This is a genomic window from Nocardiopsis trehalosi NBRC 14201 (genome assembly GCF_001552555.1).
GTDB classification, from domain to species: Bacteria; Actinomycetota; Actinomycetes; order Streptosporangiales; family Streptosporangiaceae; genus Nocardiopsis_B; species Nocardiopsis_B trehalosi.
On the sequence record NZ_BCRK01000025.1, the window covers coordinates 1 to 22,963 of the forward strand.

A 22,963-nucleotide genomic window follows, 5' to 3' on the forward strand; every position below is an offset into this window, starting at 1 on the left:
ACAAACACGACCTAGTGCTTGGCGACGGTGAGGACGACCACGGCGTCCTCCAGCGCGGTGAGGGAGTGCGGCGCCTCGGGGACCACGAGCAGGTCGTGGGCGCGGCCGTCCCAGTGGTCGTCGCCGGCGGCCAGCCGGACCCGGCCGCGCAGCACCAGGACCGTCGCCTCGCCCGGGTTGGGGTGCTCGGACAGGGCGCTGCCCTCGGTGAGCGCGATGAGGGTCTGGCGCAGGGTGCGTTCGTGGCCGCCGTAGAACGTCTCGGCGCTGCGCCCGGCGGGCGCGGCGGCGGCCGCCTCCTGGTGTTTGCGGACGAGCGTGTCGAGCGAGAACTTCTTCATGGTGGCGGGCACTACCCGCGGCGGCGCGGGGCAACCCGCCGGGGTCAGCTGCGCATCCGGTAGACGTCGTAGACGCCGTCGACCCCGCGCACCGCCTTGAGGACGTGCCCGAGGTGGGTGGGGTCGGCCATCTCGAAGGTGAACCGGCTGGTGGCCACCCGGTCCCGGCTGGTCTGCACGGTGGCGGACAGGATGTTGACGTGCTGGTCGGACAGCACCCGGGTGATGTCGGACAGCAGCCGGGCGCGGTCGAGCGCCTCGACCTGGAGGGCCACCAGGAACATGGAGTCCTCGGTGGGCTGCCACTCGACGTCGACCATGCGCTCGGGGTCGAGCGCGCGGGTGTTGACGCAGTCGGCGCGGTGCACCGACACCCCGTTGCCGCGGGTGACGAACCCGACGATGGGGTCGCCGGGGACGGGGGTGCAGCACTTGGACAGCCGCACCCACACGTCGGGGTCGCCTTCGACCACCACGCCGGGGTTGCCGGCCGGGCGGGGCCGCGACGGCGACGGCAGGGAGGACTCGGCGATGTCCTCCTCGGCGCTCTCGATGCCGCCGAGGGAGTCGACGAGCTTCTGCACGATGTTCTGCGGGCCGATGTGGCCCTCGCCGACGGCGGCGTAGAGGGAGTCGACGTCGCCGTAGCGCAGGTCGCGGGCGAGCGCGATGAGCGCCTCGCCGCTGAACAGCCGCTTGATGGGCAGCTCCTGCTTGCGCATCACGCGGGCGATGGCGTCCTTGCCCTGCTCAATGGCGGCGTCGCGGCGCTCCTTGGTGAACCACTGCCGGATCTTGTTGCGGGCCCGCGCGCTCTTGACGAAGTTGAGCCAGTCGCGGCTGGGCCCGGCGTCGAGCGCCTTGGAGGTGAGGATCTCGACGGTCTCGCCGTTGTGCAGCTCGCTCTCGAGGGCGACCAGCCGGCCGTTGACGCGGGCGCCGACGGTGCGGTGCCCGACCTCGGTGTGCACGGCGTAGGCGAAGTCGACGGCGGTGGCGCCCTGCGGCAGGGAGATGACGTCGCCCTGCGGGGTGAAGACGAAGACCTCCTGCACGGACAGGTCGAACCGCAGGGACTCCAGGAACTCGCCGGGGTCCTTGGTCTCCTGCTGCCAGTCGATGAGCTGGCGCAGCCACGCCATGTCGCCGGCGCCCTTGGAGCGGCCCTCGGCGCGCCCCTCCTTGCCGCTGCCGCGGTCCTCCTTGTACTTCCAGTGCGCGGCGATGCCGTACTCGGCCCGGCGGTGCATGGCCCGGGTGCGGATCTGCAGCTCCACCGGGTTGCCCGACGGGCCGATGACGGTGGTGTGCAGCGACTGGTACATGTTGAACTTGGGCATCGCGATGTAGTCCTTGAACCGCCCCGGTACCGGGTTCCACCGCGCGTGGATGGTGCCCAGCGCCGCGTAGCAGTCGCGGACGCTGTCGACGAGGACCCGCACCGCGACGAGGTCGTAGATCTCGTCGAAGCCGCAGTTGCGGGCGATCATCTTCTGGTAGATCGAGTAGTAGTGCTTGGGCCGGCCCCGGACGGTGGCCTTGATCCGGGCCTCGCGCAGGTCGGCCGAGACCGCCTCGATCACGTCCTGCAGGTAGACGTCGCGGCGGGGGGCGCGCTCGGAGACCAGCCGGGCGATCTCGTCGAACCGCTTGGGGTAGAGCGTGGCGAACGCGAGGTCCTCCAGCTCCCACTTGATGGTGTTCATGCCCAGCCGGTGCGCCAGCGGGGCGAAGATCTCCAGGGTCTCGCGGGCCTTCTTCTCGCGTTTGGCCTGCGGCAGGTAGCGCAGGGTGCGCATGTTGTGCAGCCGGTCGCAGAGCTTGATGACGAGGACCTTGATGTCGCGGGACATCGCGACGACCATCTTGCGGACGGTCTCGGCCTGGGTGGCCTCGCCGTACTTGACCTTGTCGAGCTTGGTGACGCCGTCGACCAGCTCGGCGATCTCGTCGCCGAAGTCGGCGCGCAGCTGGTCCAGCGTGTAGGAGGTGTCCTCGACGGTGTCGTGCAGCAGGGCCGCGGCGAGTGTGGGCTCCTGCATACCGAGTTCGGCGAGGATGGTGGCGACCGCCAGGGGGTGGGTGATGTAGGGGTCGCCGCTCTTGCGCTTCTGGTGCCGGTGGTGGTGCGCGGCGACGTCGTAGGCGCGTTCGAGGAGCCGGACGTCGACCTTGGGGTGCGTCGCGCGCACGGTCTTGACGAGTGGTTCGAGCACCGGGTTCATGGTCACCCCCCGCTGGGCGCCGAGGCGGGCGAGCCGACGGCGTACTCGCACCGTAGAGGACGGGGCGGGCCGGTCGGCGGAGGCGGGCCGTTCATGAGCATCCTCACCTGAGGGGGCGGCGGGGGCGGCGGCCGGTGGGTCCGGGACCGCCGGCGGGCCGGGGGCCGGGGGCGGGGCGGGCGCCGCGGACGCGGCGGCGCCCTCGCGACAGCCGGCCGTGCCCCCCGCGGCCTGGGCGTCCGGCAGGGCGGAGACCGCCTCGGTGGAGACCGCATCGCCTGGCATGGACATCCCTCCCGCGGTTGACGCGTCCGTCGCGCCGGAGGGGGTTCCACCCGCGGCCCGCACGGTCACGCCTGCGTCGTGAACGTTCGGCTCACCTGTACCAACGCGGCGCTGCAGTCCGGTATGCCCGCAAGTGTAACGTCCGTGGGCATCGCCGCACGTCAGAGCGGAGGGATGGCCGGCCCCGGGGGCCGTGCCCGCACGTCAGACCACGCTGAGCGCGTGCAGCTCGACATCGGTCAGCTTCTCGCGGCCCTTGAGGAAGCCGAGTTCCAGCAGGACCGAGAATCCCACGACGTTACCACCCGCCCTGCGCACCAGGTCCACCGCGGCCCGTGCGGTGCCCCCGGTGGCGAGGACGTCGTCGACGACGAGGACGCGGCCGCCCGCGGGGAGCGCGTCGGCGTGCATCTCGACCGTCGCGGTGCCGTACTCCAGATCATAGGACGCGCTCAGGGTCCGCGCGGGCAGTTTCCCGGCTTTGCGCACGGGCACGAAGGCGGCGCCCAGGGCGAGGGCGACCGGCGCGGCGAGGATGAACCCGCGCGCCTCCAGGCCGGCGACGGCGTCGACGCGGTCGCCGGCGTGGCGCTCGGCGATGGCCGCCACGACGGCCGCGAACCCCTCGGGGTCGGCCAGCAGCGGGGTGATGTCCTTGAACATCACGCCGGGCCGCGGGAAGTCCGGGATGTCGCGGATGCCCTTGGCGATCAGGTCGGGGAGGTCGTGGGACACGGGGGCGGCTCGTTTCGGCGGGGTGGGACGGGGTCGGGGGCGGGGGGCGGGCACGGCGGTACCGGCCCCGCGCGGCGGGACCGGTACGGGTGCTGCGGCGGGCCTACTTGGGGCCGTCGTCCTTGTTGTCGTCGCGCCCGAAGTCGGGGCGGTCCTCGACCGGGGTGTCGTCGGCGGCGGGCTCCTGCGGCGTGACGACGTCGCCGACGCCGGCCTTGAGCATGCGGATGCGCGAACCCGGGGAGATCTCCAGCTCGACCTCGTTCTCGCGCACGTCCACGACGGTGGCGTAGAAGCCGGCCTTGGTCAGCACCTCGACGCCGGGCTGCAGGCGCGACTGCATCTGCGACTCGCGCTCGCGCATCTTCTTCTGCGGACGGAGGAACAGCAGCCAGAAGACGACGCCGATCAGCAGGATCATCATGATCGGCTGGAGGAGCGAGGCTCCGCCCGACTGCGCCGCGGCGTCCGCGAGTGTGTAAGTGCCCTGCACTGGGCTGTTCCTTCCTGACGGGTGTCTCGTGGCCGGTGCCACGTCCGCGCGGCTGTGGCGCCGGCACGTCCCGGTCCAACGAGCGGGCCCGGCCGTGTGTTCCCCGGGCCGGTGACCGGGGCGGGGTGAACCGCACCACCCAGCTTACGCGGGTGCTAGGCGGGCCCCGGATCGGCGGGGGCGGCGGGCGCGGACGCGGTCGCCGCGGCGGTGGCGCCGGCGCCGAACGCGGCGTCGGGCGGCGGAGTGAGGCCCAGGTGCTCCCACGCCTCGGGGGTGGCCACCCGGCCGCGCGGGGTGCGGGCGATGAACCCGGCGCGGACCAGGAACGGCTCGGCGACGACCTCGACGGTCTCGGGCTCCTCCCCCACCGACACCGCGAGCGTGGACAGCCCGACGGGCCCGCCGCGGAAGCGCCGCAGCAGGGCGCCGAGGACGGCCCGGTCGAGCCGGTCCAGGCCCTGGCCGTCGACCTCGTACAGCTCCAGGGCGGCGCGGGCGGCGGCCAGGGTGAGCCGGCCGTCGGAGCGGACCTCGGCGTAGTCGCGGACGCGGCGCAGCAGCCGGTTGGCGATGCGGGGGGTGCCCCGGGAGCGGCCGGCGATCTCGGCGGCGGCGGCGTCGTCGAGGTCGGCGCCGAGCAGACCGGCGGACCGGCGCAGGATCAGCTCCAGCTCGTCGGCCCGGTAGAAGTCCATGTGCGCGGTGAACCCGAACCGGTCGCGCAGCGGCGCGGGGAGCAGGCCGGCCCGGGTGGTGGCGCCGACCAGGGTGAACGGGGCGACGTCGAGCGGGATGGCGGTGGCCCCGGGGCCCTTGCCCACGACGACGTCGACCCGGAAGTCCTCCATGGCGACGTAGAGCATCTCCTCGGCGGGCCGCGCCATGCGGTGGATCTCGTCCAGGAAGAGGACCTCGCCCTCCTGGAGCGTGGACAGCACGGCGGCGAGGTCGCCGGAGCGCTCGATGGCGGGCCCGGAGGTGATGCGCAGCGGGGCGCCCAGCTCGGCGGCGATGATCATGGCGAGCGTGGTCTTGCCCAGGCCGGGGCCGCCGGACATGAGGATGTGGTCGGGGGCGCGGCCGCGCCGCTGGGCGCCGCGCAGCACCAGTTGGAGCTGCTCGCGGACGCGCTCCTGGCCGACGAAGTCCTCCAGCCGCCGCGGGCGCAGCGCGCCCTCGACGGCGCGTTCGTCGGCGTCGGCGTCGGCCGACACCAGGTCGCGGTCGTGTTCGGGGGTCGTCATGGCGGGGGTGCGGCTCCTCTCAGGCGCGGCTCAGCTTGCGCAGGGCGCTGCGGAGCAGGGTGGCGACGTCGGGGCCGTCGCCGGCCTCGGGGGCGACGGCGTCGGCGGCGGACTCGGCGTCGCGCGCCGACCAGCCGAGGTTGACCAGGCCGGACACCACCTGGGCGCGCCAGTCGGCGGCGGCCGCGGCGGGGGCGGTGTCGGTGACGCCGGGGTCGGTGCCGAGGGGGGCGCCGAGCTTGTCGCGCAGTTCCAGCACGATGCGCTGGGCGCCCTTGCGGCCGATGCCGGGCACGCGGGTGAGGGCGGCGGTGTCCTCGGCGGCGACGGCGGACCGCAGGGTGTCGGGGCTGTGCACGGCGAGCATGGCCAGGGCGAGGCGGGGGCCGACCCCGCTGGCGGTCTGCAGCCGCTCGAAGACGTCGCGCTCGTCGTCGTCGGCGAAGCCGAACAGGGTGAGCGCGTCCTCGCGGACCACCAGGGAGGTGGGGACGGTGGCGGTGTCGCCGACGCGCAGCCGCGCCAGGGTGGCGGGGGTGCACTGCACGGTCATGCCGACGCCGCCGACGTCGAGCACGGCGGTGCCGGTGCCGCGGGCGGCCACCCGCCCGGTGAGGAACGCGATCACGCCTCGGTCACCTCTTCCTGCTGGGGCCGGCGGGGGGCCGCCGGCCGGTCGCGGCGGGCGAGTTCGACCTTGCGGGCGAACTCCTGCTTGGCGCGGGCGACCCGGTCCTGGGCGCCGCCGCGCCAGATGTGGCAGATGGCGAGGGCGACGGCGTCGGCCGCGTCGGCGGGGCGGGGCGCGGCGGCCAGCCGCAGCAGCCGGGCGACCATGGCCTGCACCTGCGGTTTCTCGGCACGGCCGCTGCCGGTGACGGCGGCCTTGACCTCGCTGGGGGTGTGCAGGGCGGTGGGCAGGCCCCGGCGGGCGGCGCAGGTGAGCGCGACGGCGCTGGCCTGGGCGGTGCCGATGACGGTGCTGACGTTGTGCTGGGCGAAGACGCGCTCGACGGCGACGGCGTCGGGCCGGTGGGTGTCGAGCCACTCCTCGACGCCGCGTTCGACCTCAAGGAGGCGCCGGGCGAGGTCGTCGCCGGCGGGGGTGCGCACCACGCCCGCGGCCACCAGGGTCAGGGGCCGCCCGACGGCGCCGTCGACCACGCCGACCCCGCAGCGGGTCAGCCCGGGGTCGATGCCCAGAACTCGCACGCCGTTCCTCTCCCTCGCCCCGGTCCGCGCCGGGCCTCGAACGCCCGTTCGCAGTCCCCGAGCCTACCGGTGTGCGGGGACGGTGCGCCGACCGACATGCGGCCCGGCACGGGGCGGGGGTCAGGCGCCGCTGCGGCGGCGCATGGCGCCGATGTCGTCGCCGAGGCGGAACAGCACGATGAGCGCCTCCAGGGCGACCCGCACGACCAGCACGGACACGGCGCCGCCGACCAGGGAGCCGATCAGGGCGAGGAGTCCGGCGATCGGGCTGACGGCCATCATGCCGAAGGCACTGACGACGCCGCTGAGGGCCATCACGCCGATGAGGACGAGGAAGAGCACGTAGAGCGCGGTGAGCAGGCGCGGGGTGGCGAGCCGGCGGAAGTTGAGGTCGAAGACGGCGCCGGCGAGGGAGTCGCCGCCGGGGCGGGGCGCGGTGCCGCCCGAGGGGGCGGCGTGGCCGGCGCCGGGCGGCGGGGGCGCGGAGCCGCCGTGGGCCGCGTGGGCGGCGTCGGGGTGGGGGGCGCCCGGGTACCCGCCGCCGGACGGGTGGCCGCCCGGGTGCTGCTGCGGGGGCGGGGTCCAGCCGCCCGGGTCGGGGCGCGAGTCGTAGGGGTTGTCGCCGGGGGTGGTCATGTCGGCCTTCCCTGGGGTCGGGGGATCGGTCGGCCGCCGCGGCGCGGCCGCGCCCACCCTATCGACCGGCGGTGGACGGGGCCGGGCACGCCTCGGGCCCCGCTGCGCGCAGCGGGGCCCGAGGCGAAAGGACGCGGCGGGGCCGGTCAGCCGATCTTCTCCATGATGTCGTCGGGGATGTCGGCGTTGGTGAAGACGTTCTGCACGTCGTCGGAGTCCTCCAGGGCGTCGACCACGCGGAGGACCTTCTTGGCGTCGTCCTCGCCCAGCGGGACCTCCATGCTGGGCAGGAAGCTGCTCTCGGCGGACTCGTAGTCGATGCCGGCCTCCTGCAGGGCGGTGCGCACCTGGACGAGGTCGGTGGACTCGCAGACGACCTCGAACGCCTCGCCGAGGTCGTTGACGTCCTCGGCGCCGGCCTCCAGGACCGCGAGGGTGACGTCGTCCTCGGTGGTGCCCTCCTTGGGGACGATCACCACGCCCTTGCGGTTGAAGAGGTAGGACACCGATCCGGCGTCGGCCATGGAGCCGCCGTTGCGGGTGACCGCCACGCGGACCTCGGAGGCCGCGCGGTTGCGGTTGTCGGTGAGGCACTCGACCAGGAGCGCGACGCCGCCGGGGGCGTAGCCCTCGTACATGATGGTCTGCCACTCGGCGCCGCCGGCCTCCTCGCCGGACCCGCGCTTGCGGGCGCGCTCGATGTTGTCGAGCGGGACGGAGTTCTTGCGCGCCTTCTGGATGGCGTCGAAGAGGGTCGGGTTGCCGTCGGGGTCCCCACCGCCGGTGCGCGCGGCCACCTCGACGTTCTTGATCAGCTTGGCGAACAGCTTGCCGCGCTTGGCGTCGATGACGGCTTTCTTGTGCTTGGTGGTGGCCCACTTGGAGTGGCCGCTCATGCCTGTCCTTTCACCATGTCGACGAAGAGTCGGTGGATACGCGGGTCCCCGGTGAGTTCGGGATGGAATGAGGTGGCCAGCAGCCCCCCCTGTCGTACCGCGACGATCCTACCGGCCCGGTCCCCGTGGGCGACCTGTCCGAGCACGCGCACGTCGGGGCCGGTCTCCTCGACCCAGGGGGCGCGGATGAACACGGCGTCGAACGGCGGGCCGTCGACGCCGTCGACGGCGACGGGGCCCTCGAAGGACTCGGTCTGGCGGCCGAAGGCGTTGCGCCGCACGGTCATGTCGATGCCGCCGACGGTCTCCTGGCCGGCGGCGCCGTCCACGATGCGGTCGGCGAGCAGGATCATGCCGGCGCAGGTGCCGTAGGCGGGCATCCCTTCGCGGACGTGCTTGCGCAGCGGCTCCATCAGCTCGTAGCGCACGGCGAGCTTGGACATGGTGGTGGACTCGCCGCCCGGCAGGACGATGCCGTGCACGTCGTCCAGGTCGCCGGGCCGCAGCACCGGCACGGCGTCGACCCCGAGGCCGCGCAGGACGGCGAGGTGCTCTTCGGTGTCGCCCTGGAGGGCGAGCACGCCGATGGTGGGTGTGGCGGACAACGGGGGACCTCGCTTCGTGGGGCGTGCGGGAGGGTGCGGAGCGGCCCGCGGGGGCGCGGGGCGGGCGGGCCGCCCCGCGCCCGGCCGGCTACCAGCCGCGGCCGGCGTAGCGCTGGCCGTCCGGCAGCTCGTCGAGGTTGATCCCGACCATGGCCTCGCCGAGGCCGCGGGAGACCTTGGCGATGACCTCGGGGTCGTTGTAGTGCAGGGTGGCCTGGACGATGGCGTCGGCGCGCTTGGCGGGGTCGCCGGACTTGAAGATGCCGGAGCCCACGAACACGCTCTCGGCGCCGAGCTGGCGCATGAGCGCGGCGTCGGCCGGGGTGGCCACGCCGCCCGCGGAGAACAGCGGGACGGGCAGCTTGCCGAGGCGGGCGACCTCCTTGACGACGTCGAAGGGGGCGCGCATCTCCTTGGCGGCGCCGTACAGCTCGGGCTCGTCCAGGGTGCCCAGGCGCTTGATCTCGGAGCGGATGGAGCGCATGTGCCGGGTGGCCTCGACCACGTTGCCGGTGCCGGCCTCGCCCTTGGAGCGGATCATGGCCGCGCCCTCGGCGATGCGGCGCAGGGCCTCGCCGATGTTGGTGGCGCCGCAGACGAAGGGGACGGTGAACGCCCACTTGTCGATGTGGTAGGCCTCGTCGGCGGGGGTGAGGACCTCGGACTCGTCGATGAAGTCGACGCCGAGGGACTCCAGCACCTGGGCCTCGACGAAGTGGCCGATGCGGACCTTGGCCATGACGGGGATGGAGACGGCCTCGACGATGCCGTCGATCATGTCGGGGTCGGACATGCGCGCCACGCCGCCGTCCTTGCGGATGTCGGCGGGCACCCGCTCCAGCGCCATGACCGCGACGGCTCCGGCGTCCTCGGCGATCTTGGCCTGCTCGGGGGTGACCACGTCCATGATCACGCCGTTCTTGAGCTGCTCGGCCATGCCGCGCTTGACGCGGGTGGTGCCGACCGTGCTCGCGGTCGAGTTCTCAGCGGTGTTGGTCACGGTGGCGGACTCCAAGTCTTCGGATGCGAGGCGGGCCTCGTTGCGCGGGGGACGGGATGTTCGGGGTGCGGCCGGGTGCGGCCGGACGCCCCCGGCACCATGGTAGATCACCCCCACGCGCCCTTTTCGGGACATTTCGGCGTCAGGGGCCGCGGCTTCGGTGCACTCCGTCGCACCGGCGCGGCACGGGGCTCTCCCCCGGGACAACGCCTCCGGGCGGCGGATTCTTCCGGCGGGCGGGCTCAGCGGGCCGGACCGGCGGACTCCGGAGGCCGGTCGTCCATCTCGAAGAAGTCCGGCAGCGGCGCCCGGCCGGCCAGGCGCAGCGCCCGCACCAGGCGGCCGGCGCGGGCCTCGCGGGTGGTGGCGACGGCGTCGTTGTAGAAGCGCCGGGCCAGGTACACGCGCGTGGCGGCGGCCTCGGCCTCGGCGCGCGGGCCGGCCGGCGCCCCGGGGGCGGCCGCGGTCGCGCGCAGCACGCGCGACAGGGCGCTCTCGGCCAGCTCCCGTTCGCGGCGGTCGGTGATGCGCAGCGGGGCCGCCGCCGCGTCGCCCAGGCGGGCCGCCGCCTCGGGGTCGAGACCGGGGGCCGCGGCCAGTTCCAGCGCCGCCGCGGCGCGGCGGGCCAGGGCGGCGTCGAGCGCCGCCGCCGCCCCCTCCACCCGCAGGTGCAGCCGGTCCAGCCGCGAGGCGCGCCAGGACGCGTAGCCCGACAGCAGCAGGAGCAGCGCCAGGACGGCGGTGAGCACGGCGATCAGGTCGGCCACGGCGGCTCAGACCCCTTCGCGGCGGCCGGCCGTGACCGGCCCGGTGGCCGCGCCCGCGGGCAGCACGGTCTCGTAGACGCGGACCACCTCGGTGGCCACGGTCCGCCAGTCGTAGGCCCGCACGGCCGCGCGGGCCGCCGCCGACAGGTCCGCCCGCCGGGCGGGGTCGTCCAGCAGCCGGGCGGCGGCGCGGGCGAGGTCGCCGGGGTCGCCGACCGCGAACAGCTCGCCGGCCGCCCCGTCGGCCAGGACGCGGCGGAAGGCGGGGATGTCGCTGGCCAGGATCGCGGCCCCGGCCGACATCGCCTCGGTCAGGACGATGCCGAAGCTCTCGCCGCCGGTGTTGGGCGCGCAGAACACGTCCACCGAGTGGTAGGCGCGGACCTTGTCGGCCTCGTCGACCCGGCCGAGGGCGACCACCCGGTCGCGCAGGTCGGCGGGGACGCGGCCGCGGGCCTCGTCGGCGTCGCCGGGGCCGGCCACGAGCAGCCGCAGCCCCGGGCGCTCCGGGGCCAGCCGGGCGAACGCGTCCAAGAGCACGGGCAGCCCCTTGCGCGGCTCGTCCAGCCGGCCGAGGAAGCCGATGGCGCCGCCGTCGCCGGGCCAGCCGGGCAGCGGTTCGGCCTCGGCGTAGCGGTGCACGGCCACCCCGTTGGGGATGAGCACGGCGTCGCCGCCGAGGTGCTCGACCAGGGTGGTGCGGGCGGCCTCGGAGACCGCGATGCGGGCGATGATCTTCTCCAGCGCGGTGCGCAGCGCGGCCGCGGAGACGGCCATGGCGCGCGAGCGGGGGTTGGCGGTGTGGAAGGTCGCGACGATGGGCCCCTCGGCCACCCAGCAGGCGAGCAGCGACAGGCTGGGCGCGGCGGGTTCGTGGACGTGCAGCAGGTCGAACCGGCCGTCGCGGATCCAGGCGCGCACCCGGGCGGCCGCGCGGAAGCCGAACGTCAGCCGCGCCACCGACCCGTTGTAGGGGACGGGCAGCGCCCGCCCGGCGGAGACCAGGTAGGGCGGCGCCGCCGCGGCGTCCTCGCACGGGGCGAGCACGGACACCTCGTGGCCGAGGGCGATCAGCGCCTCGGCGAGGTCGCCGATGTGCTGCTGGACCCCGCCGGGGACGTCCCAGGTGTAGGGGCAGACCAGGCCGACGCGCATCGCCTCAGCCCTCCGCGCGCGCGGGCGGCGCACCGGGACCGCCGAGGTCGGCGGTGAAGACCCGCTGGAGCATGTGCCAGTCCTCGGGGTGGGCGGCGATGGCGTCCTCGAAGACCTCGGCGAGCCGGCGGGTCATGGCGAGCACCCGGGCCGCCTGGTCGCCGCCGGGCGGCGGCGGGATCTCGTCGTGCACGCGCATGCGCAGCCGCTCGCCCTCGAACCACAGCGACACCGGCAGCAGCGCGGCGCCGGTGCGCAGCGCCAGGGCGGCCGGGCCGGCCGGCAGCCGGGCGGGCTCGCCGAAGAGGTCGACCTCGACCCCGGAGCCGGTGAGGTCGCGGTCGGCGAGCAGGCACACCAGGCCGCCCTCGCGCAGCCGCCGGGCGAGGCGGCCGACCGTGCCGCCCCCGTTGCCGGTGAGCGGCAGCACCTCCATACCCAGCCCCTCGCGGAACGCCACGAACCGGTCGAACACGCTCGCGGGCCGGAGCCGTTCGGCGACCGTGGTCGGCGCCAGCCCGCGCAGCGCCGCCCAGGCGCCCGCCTGGTCCCAGTTGCCCATGTGCGGCAGCGCGGCGACCACGCCGCGCCCCGCCGCCAGGTGCGCCTCGATGACCTCGATGCCGGCGCACTCGGTGCGAGCGGTGAGCACGGCGGCCGGGGTGCTCGACAACCGGAACATCTCGTAGAAGTACCGCAGGTAGGAGCGCATGCCCGCGCGCGACAACGCACGGATCTGCGCGGGGGTGGCGTCCGGGCCGGCGACCCGGCGCAGGTTGGCCTCCAGCCGGCGCACCCCGGCGGTGCGGCGGCGCCACGCGCGGTCGGCGATGCGGTCGAACACCCGCCGCCCGGCGCGCTCGGGGACGGCGCCCAGCACCGTCCAGCCCAGGGCGTACGCCGCCGCCGCGACCCGCTCCCCCGCACCGCCGCCCACGGTCACGCCGCCCCGGTGTCGCCGACGGGGCGCGGCTCGGTGAGCCGGGCGCGGGTCTCGACCAGCCGCTGCACGATGGTCACGGCGCACAGCAGGGCGAGGATCCACAGGCCGGCCTCCAGCACGTAGGGCACGCCCAGGCCGCCCAGGCCCACGGCCACCAGGACGATGATCGTGCGCTCGGACCGCTCGGCGATGCCGACGTCGCAGTTGGCGCCCAGCCCCTCGGCGCGCGCCTTGATGTAGGACACCCCGAACCCGCCCACCAGGCAGAACAGGGTGACCCCGGCGAGGACGGGGTCGTGGCCCCCGTTCATGAACCACAGCAGCAGCCCGCTGAAGACGGCGGCGTCGGAGAGCCGGTCGAGCGTGGAGTCGAGGAAGGCCCCCCAGCGGGTGGCGGTGCCCGAGGCGCGGGCGACCGCGCCGTCGAGCATGTCGAACAGGACGAAGACGGTGACGGCCACCGAGCCGCCGTACAGCTCCCCGCGCGGGTAGAAGTACAGCGCGCTGGCGACCACCCCGGCGGCGCCGGCGAGGGTGACCATGCTCGGCGTGATGCCGAGCCGGGACAGCAGCCGCCCCACGGGCAGCATGAGCCGGGCGAGCCAGGGACGCAGGTATCTCAGCATGATCCTTCGACATCGTAGGACGGGCGGTCCGCGGCGGGGGTGCGGCGCTCCGCCGGGCGGCGGGGCGCGGCGGGTGTCACATGGGCGGGCCGAGGCGGCAGGCGGGGGTGCCGCCCGGCATGCGGTGCCGGTGCCGGGCCACCCAGCGGTAGGCGGCGGCGCCGGCGGCGCGGCCGGGGTTGCGGCGGAGCAGCGACCCCAGGGGCGCCCACAGCGGGTGGGCGAGCAGCAGGACGGCGACCGCGTCGATCCCGCCCCAGACGCGGCGGCCGTCGGGGTGGAGCAGCAGCACCTCGGTCTGGGCGCGGGCGCGCGCGGCCGGGGAGAGGTCGGTGAACTGCCAGGGCACCGCGGTGACGTCGGGCGCGATGCGGCGCCGGGCGAACGCGACGCTGGAGCTGCAGAAGGCGCAGTCGCCGTCGAACACGAGGACGGGTCCGCGGGGGTCGGTGCTGGGCATGCTCGCCTCCGGGTCGGCTCAGGGCTCGGGCCAGGCCGCGGCCAGCGCCTCGCGCGTCCGGCGCAGCAGTTCCGGCAGGACCTTGGTGCGCCCGATGACGGGCATGAAGTTGGTGTCGCCGCCCCAGCGGGGGACGATGTGCTGGTGCAGGTGGGCGGCGATGCCGGCGCCCGCGGGGGCGCCGAGGTTCATGCCGACGTTGAACCCCTGCGGTGCCGAGGCGGCGCCCAGCGCCGCGATGCCGGCCTGGGTGAGGGCGGCGACCTCGGCGGTCTCGGCGGGGTCGAGCGCGGTGTAGTCGGCGACGTGCCGGTAGGGGCAGACGAGCAGGTGGCCGCTGTTGTAGGGGTAGCGGTTGAGGACCGCGTAGGCGGTGCGGCCGCGCGCCACCACCAGGCCGTCGTCGTCGGCCAGGCCGGGGGCGCGGCAGAACGGGCAGCCGTCGTCGGCCGCGGGCCCGGCGGGCCGGTCCTCGCCCTTGATGTAGGCCATGCGGTGCGGAGTCCACAGCCGGTCGAACCCGTCGGGGTCGCCGGGTGCCCCGGGTGCCCCCCGTTCGGCGCCGGCCACGTCGTCCTGCTCGGTCATGCCGCCCCTTCCGCTCGCACCTCCCAGCATAGGAGTCCGCGCCGCCCCGGGTGACACGGGACGGCGCGGACGGTGCGGCGCGTCGGGGTCAGGCGGCGTCGGTGGACTCCGCGCCGGACTCGGCGTAGCGGCTGTTCAGCTTGACCGGCTGCGCCTTCCGCCTGCGGCGGACGAGCAGGTTGAGGATCTCGACGAACAGCGAGAAGCCCATGGCGGTGTAGATGTAGCCCTTCGGCACGTGGAACCCGAGGCCGTCGGCCACCAGCGTCATGCCGATGAGCAGCAGGAACGCGAGGGCGAGCATCTTGACGGTCGGGTGGTTGTTCACGAAGCGGCTCAGCGGTCCGGCCGACACGAGCATGACGATGACCGCGATGACGACGGCCGCGACCATCGCCCAGATGCCGTTGGGCTGGTCGCCGATCATGCCGACGGCGGTGATGACCGAGTCGAGCGAGAACACGATGTCGAGGGCGACGATCTGCACGACCACGGCGCCGAAGGCGGCGCGCACCTTGGAGCCGGCGTGGTCCTCCTCGCCCTCCAGGCTCTCGTGGATCTCGTAGGTGGCCTTGGCGATGAGGAAGAGGCCGCCGATGAGCAGGATCAGCGACTGGCCGCTGAAGTCGTGGCCGAACAGGGTGAACAGCGGCGCGGTGAGCCGCATGATCCAGGTGATGGACGCCAGCAGCAGCAGGCGGGTGATCAGCGCGAGGGCGATGCCGAGCTTGCGGGCGCGGTCGCGCTGGTGCTCGGGCAGCTTGCTCGCCAGGATCGAGATGAAGACGAGGTTGTCGATCCCGAGGACGATCTCCAGCGCTGTGAGCGTCAGGAATCCGACGATGAGGTCCGTGGCCATGGGGGTGGGTCAGCTCCGGGGTGGAAGCGGGGCGGGGGCGCCCCGGGGTCGAGAGGGTCGGGTCGTGCCGGGGGTGCGCCGGGTCGGCGCGCGGGCCCGGGCCCGCGACCGGGGCGTCCGCCCGGTCGCGGGGTACGACGTTTCGCGGGCCGCCGGGGTTCCCGGCGCCGCGGCCGGCCGGCGCGTCACGCGCGGCCGAGGCCGAGGAGGGTGCGCAGGTGGCGCGGTGGCGGCGCGCCGTGGGCGAGCAGGGCGTCGTGCAGGTCGCGGCGGCGGGCACCGGGCCGGGCCGCCGCGAGGTCGCGGGCGAGGTCGCTCATCTCGCGGTAGCCGACGTAGTAGGTGGACAGCTGCGCGCTGGTGAGCCGGGCGCGGCGCCACTTGCCCACGGCCTCGCCCTCCTCCTGGTGGCCGCGCTCCACGAGCAGCGCCATGGCCTCGGCCTCGGTCATGCCGTGGGCGTGCACGCGCACGTCCAGGACGGCGTTGATGACGACGCGCAGCCGGGACTTGAGCCGGACCAGGCGCAGCAGCCGGTCGTCGCGGTCGGCGCCGTCGGCCCACCCGAGGCCGGCCATGGCGTCCTCGGCGTAGACCGCCCAGCCCTCCACGAAGGTGCCGCTGCCCAGGGCGCGGCGGATGCGGGTGGGGCCGGTGTGGCCGGCGGCGTGCGCGGACTGCAGGGCGTGGCCGGGCAGCGCCTCGTGGACCATGAGGTTGCGCAGCATGGCGGCGTTGTACTCGCGGTAGAACGAGGCGCGGCGGGCGGCGGGCCAGGAGTCGGGGGGCGGCGCGACGGCGACCAGCGTGGGCTCGTCCCCGGGCGGGGCGAGCGGGCCGGGCGGATCGCAGTAGGCGACCGCCAGGCCGCGGCGCGAGGCCGGCATCTCGATGATGCGCACGGGCCGGTCCGGCGGGGTGGCGAAGTCGACCTCGCGCACGCGCGCGTGGAGGTGCTCCAGTGCGGCCTCGCAGGCGGGCCGGAGGGTGGCGGCCGTGGTGGCGTGCTCGGCGGCGACGCGGTCGAGCACCTCGCGCACCTGCCCGGGGCGGCGGGGCCGGCCCTCGTAGGCGGCCGCGGCCTCGGCGATCTCCTCCTCGGTGGCGAGGAGGTCGCTCTCGGCGCGGGTCAGCAGGACGTCCTCGGACAACTCGGAGTCGAGGGTGTACCAGAGCTGGGCGGCGTAGGCGCGGGCGCCGAGGCGGGGGTCGCCCGTTGCGCGGTCGCGGCGGGCCGCCAGCCAGGCGGCGTGCTCCTCGACGGCGGCGACCGCGGCGGCGCGGGCCGGGGCGACCTCGGCGCGCAGGCCGGGGGCGCGCTCCAGCAGCGCGTCGACGTCGGCGCCGAGCAGCGCGGCCAGGCCGTGCGCCCGGTCGACGGCGGTCTCGACGTGGACCCGCGGCATGCCGGGCCCTTCCTCGAGGCGGGCGCGCGCGGTGGCGAGGTGGTCGGGCAGGGCGGCGCAGCGCGCGGCGAGGGCGCGCAGGCGCTCCTCCAGGGGCAGGGCGGCGCGGGAGACGAGTGCGTCGAAGGCGGCGGAGGGCAGCTGGTCGAGCGGGTCCCAGGTGTGCGGGCGCAGTTCGGTGAGCCGCCACAGGTCGGCCGAGACGCGGTTGCGCAGCAGCTCCAGGTCGACCCGGTCGGCGGTCGGCAGCAGCAGGTCGTCGATCTCGTCCAGGGCGCCGAGCGCGTCGGTGAGCAGGGCGGCGCGGCGGGCGTCGGCCCCGGCCGAGCGGTCGGCCAGGCGGTCGGCGAACCGGTGGTCGCCGAGGCCGCCGGCCCACTCGGGCGCGTCCTCCAGCAGCGCGTCGAGGATGCGTTCGCCCGCGTCGTGGAACCGGTCGGTCATGGCGTTGGCGCCCGGGTCGGGTCCGCGGCCGCCGCTGTCGGGATCGGGTGTGGCACTCATCCCCACCCATCTTGCCCTGCCGGGCGCGTGCGCCGCACTCCCGGACGGCGAGCCGGCCGGTCCGGGCGGCGCGTGGTATGCAGGCGGTGACAGCCGCCGAGACCCCGGGAGGACCCCGTGCGCGTGCACCGCGTCGTCGATCTGAGCCGGCCGGTGGGCCCGGCCACGCAGCCCTATCCGGGGGATCCGGCCCCGGCCCTGGCCCCGTCGTCGACGCTGGACGGCGACGGGTACCGCTCGACCGAGGTGCGCATGGGCTCGCACAGCGGGACGCACGCGGACGCCCCGTACCACTTCCTGCCCGACGGCGCCCGGCTGGACGAGCTGCCGCTGGAGCTGTTCACGGGTCCGGCCGTGGTGGTCGACGCCACCGGGCGCCCCGACCGCTCCCCCGTGACCGCCGCCGACCTCGCGCCGTGGCGCGACCGGTTCCGCCCGGGGGCGGTGGTGCTGGTGCGCACCGGGTGGGCGGCGTACTACGGCACCGGGCGGTACTTCGACCACCCCTACCTGGCCGGCGACGCCGCGCGGCTGCTGGTCGACAGCGGCGTGCGCACCGTGGGGGTCGACACCCTCAGCCCCGACCCCACCCCGCACGGGGGGCACCCGGCGGGCGACTGGGCCGCGCACACGACGGTGCTGGGGGCCGGCGGCACGATCATCGAGAACCTGTGCCGGCTGGAGCTGCTGGACTTCCCCGACCCGTGGTTCAGCGCGTTCCCGCTGCGGCTGGACAGCGGCGACGGTGCGCCGGTGCGCGCCGTCGCGCTGCACTGGGCGGCGGACTGACGCGCGGCCCCCTCGGGGGCGGGCCGGACCGTGCTCCCGGGCTGCGGGCGCCGGGAGCACGGCCTAGCGCCAGGAGCTCTGGCCTCCGGTGGAGGTCGGCTGGCCGGCGCCGCCGCCGGGGTCGCCCACCGTGATGGCGTGCTCGACCAGGGTGATGAGGGTGGCCTTGGTGGAGGTCCGGTCGCGGGCGTCGACCTGCACGATCGGGATCTCCGGGCTGAGGGTGAGCGCGTCGCGCACCTCGGCGGCGGCGTGCGGGTAGTACCCGTCGAAGCCGTTGATGGCGACGACGAACGGCAGCCGCGCCTCCTCGAAGTAGTCGATCGCCGGGAAGCAGTCGGCGAGGCGGCGGGTGTCGACCAGGACCACGGCGCCGATGGCGCCCTTGACCAGGTCGTCCCACATGAACCAGAACCGGTGCTGGCCGGGCGTACCGAAGAGGTAGAGGATCAGGTCGGAGTCGAGGGAGACCCGCCCGAAGTCCATGGCGACGGTGGTGGTCTGCTTGTCCGGCGTCTTGGCGAGGTCGTCGACCCCGACGCTCGCGCTGGTCATGACCGCCTCGGTGGTCAGCGGCACGATCTCGGACACGGAGCCCACGAAGGTCGTCTTACCGACCCCGAAGCCTCCGGCGACGACGATCTTGACCGACGTCATCGCACTCGCCACAGCACCGCCCTCGTCGGCCGCGCTAGAGCTTGCGAAGTCCACTGAGCACCCTTTCAAGAAGGTTGGCATTGGGCCGGCTGTCGACATTGAGCGAGGACCTGATCTGCACCAGGCCCTGCTCTGACATGTCCGCCACGAGCACGCGTGCCACGCCGAGCGGGATCCGCAGCAGCGCGGAGACCTCGGCGACCGAGCGCCATTCGCGGCACAGGTCGCTGATGGCCTGGCACTCGGGGGTCAGCGACCCCGTCTCGCTGTGGGCCGTCGTCGTCGAGGAGATCAGCGCCTCCAGCGGCAACTGCGACTTCGGCTTCGTGCGGCCCCGTGTGACAGCGTACGGCCGGACCAGCGAGCTGGGGGCGTTGTTGGCCGCCGCCGGCCGGGATGGTGGGTCGACTGGTTGCTGGGGGGGACGTGGAGCGTCCCCGCCGCCCGGACCGTCCGCGAGCGCCCTCGGGGCGCCCCCGGGGTGCTGCTGTCCGAACCACGAGGCGCTCCCGGCATCTCTGCTGTGAGGTGCCACCACTTCCTCCTGTGGGGTGGGGATCAGTGGATACCCGAGGTGCGCGCCGCCGGAGTCAGCGCCCGCCCCGCCCGCTCGACGAGCAGGGTCATCTCATAGGCGACCAGGCCCAGGTCGCACTCCGCGGCGGCGAGCACCGCGAGGCACGAGCCGTCGCTGATGGACATGATGAGCAGCAGGCCGCGCTCCATCTCGACGACGGTCTGCGCGACGGCGCCGCCCTCGAAGACGCGGGCGGCGCCCTGGGTCAGGCTGGACAGTCCGGAGGCGATGGCCGCCAGCTGGTCGGCCCGGTCCGCCGGGAACCCGGCCGAGGCGGCCAGGGGCAGCCCGTCCGATGACACGACGATCGCGTGCGCGACATCCGGTACGCGGTTCGCGAAGTCAGTGATCAGCCAGTTGAGCTCGTTCACCGGTTGATTCATCTGCTCTCCAGTCCGTCCCAGCCTGAACGTCGGCCTTCCGCGTGGGGGGCGGCCGTCGGCCGAGTGTTCATAGTGACCTTATGGGGTTGAATGTCGCGAGAAGTGCGGATGATGCTAATTGATGGCTCATCCGTGATCTACGGCCGCCCTGCCCGCAGGGCTCCCGGGCCCGGCCGCGGCGGGTGCCGCGGTCGGCCGCACACACGCTGAGCACTAGTTCTCCTCGGACGGCTGGTCGCCGGCGCGGTTGCGCCCTTCACGGATCCCCTTCTGCAGGCCCGCGAAGCGGTTCCGCACGCGGTCCGCGGAGCGCGTCGGGATCTGCCGCACGTTCTCCGGCTGGGGAGCCGTACCCGGCACCAGGTTTGCCTTAGGAACGCGTTTTGGCAAGCCCGAGCTCGTGAGGCCGCCCGCGATCGGCTCGGCGGCGCTGCGCGCCGCCTTCCAGCCGCGGTCGGCGTCGGAGCGCCACTCGTCCTCGGTGCGGGCCGGGCGGGCGGGGGCGGCGGGCGCCGTCCCGCGCTCGGCGCCGCGGTCCACGCCCCCCGGGGCCGCCGGGCGGGCGTCCTCGGCGCGGGCGTGCGTGCCGGGGGCCGGCCGGGCCGCGCGCGGCGCGGCGGCGCCGTTGCCGTTGACGCGCGGGATCGGGCCGCTCTCGGGCTCGGACACCGGGCCGCCGGTGCGCCGGCGGAACCAGTTGGACTCGATCGCGTCGAAGATCGGCAGCGCCTCGGAGGAGTCCTCCGGGGACGGCGGGACGACCGTGTTCTGCCCGGCGCCGCCGCCGTAGCGGCGGGACAGGTAGGCGGTCGAGCCGTAGCCCTCGCGCGGGTCGGGGTCGGCGGGCCGCTGCCGGCCGTCGTCGGCCGACGGCCGGGCGGCGCCCCACACGTCGGTGGACGGCCGCTCGGGCGGCGCGTGCCAGGACCGGGTCTCCTCGACCGGGCGCGGCTCGGCGGTACGCCCGCCGGGGGCCGCACGGTCCTCTCCGGTCCTCGGGTCGCCGTGGCCGGCGGTGGTGTAGGGCGAGGCGGCCGGGGGCTCGGCACGGGGCGGCTCGGGCGCCGCGGGGGGCTCGGGCGCGCGCCGCGCCGGCGGAGCGGGCGGGGCGGGCGGTTCGGCGGGCGCCGGGCGGGAGTTCCACCCGGTGGACCACAGGTCCTCACCGCTGGGCGGGTGCTCGTCGGCGCGCCGGCCGGGGACCTCGGTCTCGGGGCGCGAGATGCCCGGGTTGCGCTTGGGCAGGTCGCCGTCGCCGCGCCGCCCGGAGGCCCAGACGTCGCCGGGCTCCGGCGGCGCCGGGTTGGCGGCCCACGCGGCCGTGGCCTCGGCGAAGGTGTCGGGGGTGGCGGGGGCCGCGCCCAGGGCGGGCGGACCCGCGGGGTCGACCGGGGTGATCAGCAGGTCCGGCGGGAACACCGCGGAGGCGACGATGCCGCCGTTGTGCGCCTCGGCCAGCCGCACCTGGATGCCGTGCCGGGCGGCCAGGCGGCTGACCACGAACAGGCCCATGCGGCGGGACACGCCGACGTCGATCACGGGCGGCTCGGCGAGCCGCTCGTTGGTGGCCGCGATCTCCTCCGGCGCCATGCCGATGCCGCTGTCGGTGACCTCGACCCGCACCCCGCCGCCGTCGAGCACCTGCGCGGTGACCGAGACCTGGGTGTCGTGGGAGGAGAACGAGGTGGCGTTCTCGACCAGCTCGGCGACGAGGTGGATGACGTCGTTCACCGGGCGGCCGAGGACGGAGATGTGCGAGGGGGCGCGGACGTTGACCCGGTCGTACTGCTCGACCTCGGAGATGGCGCCGCGCAGCACGTCGACCAGCGGGACCGGCTGCGCCCACTTGCGGGTGTTGTCCTGCCCGGAGAGGACCAGGAGGTTCTCGTTGTTGCGCCGCATGCGGGTGGCGAGGTGGTCGAGCTGGAACAGGTCCGACAGCCGGTCGGAGTCCTGCTCGCTCTGCTCCAGGCCGTCGATGAGGCGGAGCTGCCGCTCGACCAGGGTCTGGCTGCGGCGGGAGAGGTTGACGAACATCGCGTTGACGTTGCTGCGCAGGGCGGCCTCGTCGGAGGCCAGGCGCAGGGCCACCCGGTGGACCTCGTCGAAGGACCGGGCGACCTCGCCGATCTCGTCGCGGGAGGTGACGGGGATGGGGACGACGTCGACGTCCTCGGGCGCCGAGCTGGTCTCCTGCATCCGGCGGATGGAGCCGGGCAGGTCCTCCTCGGCGATGCGCATGGCGCCTTCGCGCAGCGAGCGCAGCGGCCGCACCAGCGACCGCACCACCAGCGAGGTGATGATGAAGACGGCGATGACGACGGCGAGCACCAGCAGGGAGTCCATGATGGCGCGGGTGAGCGCCCCGGAGCGCAGGTCGGCGGCCTGCCCCTCGACGGCGCCGGCCATCGAGCGCTCGACGTCCTCCATGCGCTCCAGGGCGGTGACGGCGACGTCCTGGTAGGTGGCGGCGTTGTCGTTCTCGGTGACGCCGGTGAGCGGCTGGTCGGTGCGGGCGCGCATCATCACGCGCAGCCGGGTGGTGGCCATCTGGCTGACCTCGACGCCGCTGAAGGTGCTGTCGAAGGTCTGCCGCTGCTCGGCGGTCGCGCTGCCGTTGAAGTTCTGGATCTCGTTGTCGTAGCGCGCCCGGCTGCTGTCGATCGCCTCCTGCACACCGCCCGACATCGAGCCGCGCATGAGCGAGTGCAGCATCAGCGCGGATTCGTAGGACAGCTGCTCGCGCGCCTTGCTCAGCGCGGTGAGGGCGCGGACGCTCTCGCGCAGCGGGGTGTCGTCGGTGTTCTCGGCGATGGTCTGGTTGAAGTCGGTGAGCGCGTTGATGACCTGCCGGTACTTGGTGACGGTCGGCAGCACGGTGACCCGGGTGCCCTGCACCTCCTCGCGCACGGTGTCGAGGCCGTCGAGGCTGTTGAGCATCGTCTGCAGCCGGTCGGCGGCCAGGGAGCTGCCGGGGTCGCCCAGTTCGGCGACGGCGTTGTCCAGGGCCTGCTGTGACTGCTTGGTCTCCTGGATCTGGTCCTGGAGGGAGCGGAGCAGGTCGGGCGAGCGCCGCTCGTAGTTCGGGTCGTCGGCGATGTAGGCGGCGCTGTAGAGCCGCTCACGGCCGAGCTGGTTGGCCAGCTCCACCACGGCCTGGCCGACGGCCGCCGTGGTCTCGATCCGCTCGTGCGTCACCGTGTTGACGATGTTCTCGTACACCCGCAGACCCGCCAGGAGGAGGGCGACCGCGGTGGGGATGACGATCAGAGCGACGAGCCGGGAGCGCACGCGCCAGTCGCGCGGCGCCCACCAGCGCTGGGTGCGCTTGGGGGTTCCGGCAGTGTCGGCCGGCGGCTCCGCGTAGCGGGCGTCGGCACCGTCTTCTGTCGCTCGTGTCGACACGGACCCTCGCAACCTTTCGTGTCACCGCCTCAGGTGATGGACGTTGACCCCCCAAGAGTGACCCCGCCCGGTCGGCCCGGCGTGCGGGCCGGGTGTACCGGGGGGTGGCCGTTCGACCGGCCTGCCGTACCACGGCGAGCGGCAGCGGAGGAAACGTGGGGAATCTCCG

At 74.9% G+C, this 22,963-nt stretch carries 24 protein-coding genes; 1 reads left to right on the forward strand and 23 read right to left on the reverse strand.

Annotation, left to right across the window (positions count from 1 at the left end; translation table 11 throughout):
* Positions 1 to 11: 11 nt before the first annotated feature.
* The 19 genes from NT8_RS07095 to NT8_RS07185 all read right to left on the reverse strand — a co-directional run bounded on the left by NT8_RS07095 (position 12) and on the right by NT8_RS07185 (position 16,923).
* Positions 12 to 341 (reverse strand): cupin domain-containing protein, encoded by a 330-nt coding sequence (locus NT8_RS07095; protein WP_067965595.1) that lies wholly within the window; start codon positions 339 to 341, stop codon positions 12 to 14.
* A 44-nt stretch (positions 342 to 385) separates the two neighbouring features.
* Entirely contained in the window at positions 386 to 2,566 is a 2,181-nt protein-coding gene (locus NT8_RS07100; protein WP_067965529.1) for a RelA/SpoT family protein, read from the reverse strand.
* 489 nt (positions 2,567 to 3,055) lie between these two features.
* Positions 3,056 to 3,586, reverse strand: coding sequence for an adenine phosphoribosyltransferase (locus NT8_RS07105; RefSeq protein ID WP_067965531.1), 531 nt, complete (start codon positions 3,584 to 3,586; stop codon positions 3,056 to 3,058).
* A 103-nt stretch (positions 3,587 to 3,689) separates the two neighbouring features.
* The gene (gene yajC / locus NT8_RS07110) at positions 3,690 to 4,079 is read right to left on the reverse strand and encodes a preprotein translocase subunit YajC (RefSeq protein ID WP_067965533.1); all 390 of its coding nucleotides are present in this window, start codon (positions 4,077 to 4,079) and stop codon (positions 3,690 to 3,692) included.
* A 155-nt stretch (positions 4,080 to 4,234) separates the two neighbouring features.
* Complete coding sequence (gene ruvB / locus NT8_RS07115; RefSeq protein WP_067965534.1) at positions 4,235 to 5,326, reverse strand: Holliday junction branch migration DNA helicase RuvB; 1,092 nt, start codon at positions 5,324 to 5,326, stop codon at positions 4,235 to 4,237.
* Between the two features lie 19 nt (positions 5,327 to 5,345).
* The gene (gene ruvA, locus NT8_RS07120; protein ID WP_067965536.1) at positions 5,346 to 5,954 is read right to left on the reverse strand and encodes a Holliday junction branch migration protein RuvA; all 609 of its coding nucleotides are present in this window, start codon (positions 5,952 to 5,954) and stop codon (positions 5,346 to 5,348) included.
* Complete coding sequence (gene ruvC / locus NT8_RS07125) at positions 5,951 to 6,538, reverse strand: crossover junction endodeoxyribonuclease RuvC (RefSeq protein WP_067965539.1); 588 nt, start codon at positions 6,536 to 6,538, stop codon at positions 5,951 to 5,953. The genes ruvA and ruvC overlap by 4 nt, the downstream gene beginning before the upstream one ends.
* Positions 6,539 to 6,658: 120 nt before the next feature.
* The gene (locus NT8_RS07130) at positions 6,659 to 7,174 is read right to left on the reverse strand and encodes a DUF4282 domain-containing protein (protein ID WP_067965540.1); all 516 of its coding nucleotides are present in this window, start codon (positions 7,172 to 7,174) and stop codon (positions 6,659 to 6,661) included.
* A 146-nt stretch (positions 7,175 to 7,320) separates the two neighbouring features.
* Positions 7,321 to 8,070, reverse strand: coding sequence for a YebC/PmpR family DNA-binding transcriptional regulator (locus NT8_RS07135; RefSeq protein WP_067965542.1), 750 nt, complete (start codon positions 8,068 to 8,070; stop codon positions 7,321 to 7,323).
* A complete protein-coding gene (pdxT, locus tag NT8_RS07140) occupies positions 8,067 to 8,675 on the reverse strand; it encodes a pyridoxal 5'-phosphate synthase glutaminase subunit PdxT (protein WP_067965543.1) in 609 nt (202 codons plus the stop codon). The genes NT8_RS07135 and pdxT overlap by 4 nt, the downstream gene beginning before the upstream one ends.
* Before the next feature lie 88 nt (positions 8,676 to 8,763).
* Positions 8,764 to 9,675: a pyridoxal 5'-phosphate synthase lyase subunit PdxS gene (gene pdxS / locus NT8_RS07145; RefSeq protein WP_067965597.1), complete on the reverse strand. Its 912-nt coding sequence runs from the start codon at positions 9,673 to 9,675 to the stop codon at positions 8,764 to 8,766.
* A gap of 242 nt (positions 9,676 to 9,917) precedes the next feature.
* Positions 9,918 to 10,433 (reverse strand): hypothetical protein, encoded by a 516-nt coding sequence (locus tag NT8_RS07150; protein WP_157515590.1) that lies wholly within the window; start codon positions 10,431 to 10,433, stop codon positions 9,918 to 9,920.
* Positions 10,434 to 10,448: 15 nt separating this feature from the next.
* The gene (locus NT8_RS07155) at positions 10,449 to 11,597 is read right to left on the reverse strand and encodes a glycosyltransferase family 4 protein (protein ID WP_067965545.1); all 1,149 of its coding nucleotides are present in this window, start codon (positions 11,595 to 11,597) and stop codon (positions 10,449 to 10,451) included.
* Positions 11,598 to 11,601: 4 nt separating this feature from the next.
* Complete coding sequence (locus NT8_RS30370; protein ID WP_245646068.1) at positions 11,602 to 12,540, reverse strand: phosphatidylinositol mannoside acyltransferase; 939 nt, start codon at positions 12,538 to 12,540, stop codon at positions 11,602 to 11,604.
* Positions 12,537 to 13,166 (reverse strand): phosphatidylinositol phosphate synthase, encoded by a 630-nt coding sequence (gene pgsA / locus NT8_RS30375; RefSeq protein ID WP_067965547.1) that lies wholly within the window; start codon positions 13,164 to 13,166, stop codon positions 12,537 to 12,539. Before pgsA ends, NT8_RS30370 begins: the two co-directional genes overlap by 4 nt.
* Before the next feature lie 76 nt (positions 13,167 to 13,242).
* The gene (locus NT8_RS07170) at positions 13,243 to 13,626 is read right to left on the reverse strand and encodes a thiol-disulfide oxidoreductase DCC family protein (protein WP_067965549.1); all 384 of its coding nucleotides are present in this window, start codon (positions 13,624 to 13,626) and stop codon (positions 13,243 to 13,245) included.
* Positions 13,627 to 13,644: 18 nt separating this feature from the next.
* Positions 13,645 to 14,214 carry an HIT family protein gene (locus tag NT8_RS07175; protein WP_157515588.1) on the reverse strand — a complete coding sequence of 190 codons (570 nt, stop codon included), beginning with the start codon at positions 14,212 to 14,214 and terminating at the stop codon, positions 13,645 to 13,647.
* An 88-nt stretch (positions 14,215 to 14,302) separates the two neighbouring features.
* Complete coding sequence (locus NT8_RS07180; RefSeq protein WP_067965551.1) at positions 14,303 to 15,073, reverse strand: TerC family protein; 771 nt, start codon at positions 15,071 to 15,073, stop codon at positions 14,303 to 14,305.
* A 185-nt stretch (positions 15,074 to 15,258) separates the two neighbouring features.
* A complete protein-coding gene (locus NT8_RS07185) occupies positions 15,259 to 16,923 on the reverse strand; it encodes a DUF885 domain-containing protein (RefSeq protein ID WP_157515591.1) in 1,665 nt (554 codons plus the stop codon).
* Positions 16,924 to 17,100: 177 nt separating this feature from the next.
* Between NT8_RS07185 and NT8_RS07190 the strand changes: the two genes are divergently transcribed.
* Positions 17,101 to 17,772, forward strand: a complete 672-nt coding sequence (locus NT8_RS07190; protein ID WP_067965555.1) for a cyclase family protein — start codon at positions 17,101 to 17,103, stop codon at positions 17,770 to 17,772.
* A gap of 63 nt (positions 17,773 to 17,835) precedes the next feature.
* On the opposite strand, the gene NT8_RS07195 is transcribed toward NT8_RS07190, so the two are convergent.
* The 4 genes from NT8_RS07195 to NT8_RS07210 form a co-directional block, all read right to left on the reverse strand.
* The gene (locus NT8_RS07195; protein ID WP_067965556.1) at positions 17,836 to 18,429 is read right to left on the reverse strand and encodes a GTP-binding protein; all 594 of its coding nucleotides are present in this window, start codon (positions 18,427 to 18,429) and stop codon (positions 17,836 to 17,838) included.
* Between the two features lie 34 nt (positions 18,430 to 18,463).
* On the reverse strand, positions 18,464 to 18,967 hold the full coding sequence (locus tag NT8_RS30705) for a DUF742 domain-containing protein (RefSeq protein ID WP_245646069.1): 504 nt from the start codon (positions 18,965 to 18,967) through the stop codon (positions 18,464 to 18,466).
* Positions 18,968 to 18,987: 20 nt separating this feature from the next.
* Entirely contained in the window at positions 18,988 to 19,389 is a 402-nt protein-coding gene (locus NT8_RS07205) for a roadblock/LC7 domain-containing protein (RefSeq protein WP_067965558.1), read from the reverse strand.
* A 213-nt stretch (positions 19,390 to 19,602) separates the two neighbouring features.
* Positions 19,603 to 22,794 carry a sensor histidine kinase gene (locus NT8_RS07210; protein ID WP_067965561.1) on the reverse strand — a complete coding sequence of 1,064 codons (3,192 nt, stop codon included), beginning with the start codon at positions 22,792 to 22,794 and terminating at the stop codon, positions 19,603 to 19,605.
* Positions 22,795 to 22,963: the final 169 nt, after the last annotated feature.

What these genes read in the sequence shown, in the direction of transcription:
- NT8_RS07170 (WP_067965549.1), bottom strand. Translation starts at nt 13,626, where the DNA reads ATGCCCAGCACCGACCCCCGCGGACCCGTCCTCGTGTTCGACGGCGAC.
- NT8_RS07155 (WP_067965545.1), bottom strand. Translation starts at nt 11,597, where the DNA reads ATGCGCGTCGGCCTGGTCTGCCCCTACACCTGGGACGTCCCCGGCGGG.
- NT8_RS07135 (WP_067965542.1), bottom strand. Translation starts at nt 8,070, where the DNA reads ATGAGCGGCCACTCCAAGTGGGCCACCACCAAGCACAAGAAAGCCGTC.
- NT8_RS07100 (WP_067965529.1), bottom strand. Translation starts at nt 2,566, where the DNA reads ATGAACCCGGTGCTCGAACCACTCGTCAAGACCGTGCGCGCGACGCAC.
- NT8_RS07130 (WP_067965540.1), bottom strand. Translation starts at nt 7,174, where the DNA reads ATGACCACCCCCGGCGACAACCCCTACGACTCGCGCCCCGACCCGGGC.
- pgsA (WP_067965547.1), bottom strand. Translation starts at nt 13,166, where the DNA reads ATGCTGAGATACCTGCGTCCCTGGCTCGCCCGGCTCATGCTGCCCGTG.
- NT8_RS07185 (WP_157515591.1), bottom strand. Translation starts at nt 16,923, where the DNA reads ATGACCGACCGGTTCCACGACGCGGGCGAACGCATCCTCGACGCGCTG.
- NT8_RS07195 (WP_067965556.1), bottom strand. Translation starts at nt 18,429, where the DNA reads ATGACGTCGGTCAAGATCGTCGTCGCCGGAGGCTTCGGGGTCGGTAAG.
- NT8_RS07205 (WP_067965558.1), bottom strand. Translation starts at nt 19,389, where the DNA reads ATGAATCAACCGGTGAACGAGCTCAACTGGCTGATCACTGACTTCGCG.
- ruvB (WP_067965534.1), bottom strand. Translation starts at nt 5,326, where the DNA reads ATGACGACCCCCGAACACGACCGCGACCTGGTGTCGGCCGACGCCGAC.
- NT8_RS07175 (WP_157515588.1), bottom strand. Translation starts at nt 14,214, where the DNA reads ATGACCGAGCAGGACGACGTGGCCGGCGCCGAACGGGGGGCACCCGGG.
- NT8_RS07180 (WP_067965551.1), bottom strand. Translation starts at nt 15,073, where the DNA reads ATGGCCACGGACCTCATCGTCGGATTCCTGACGCTCACAGCGCTGGAG.
- NT8_RS07095 (WP_067965595.1), bottom strand. Translation starts at nt 341, where the DNA reads ATGAAGAAGTTCTCGCTCGACACGCTCGTCCGCAAACACCAGGAGGCG.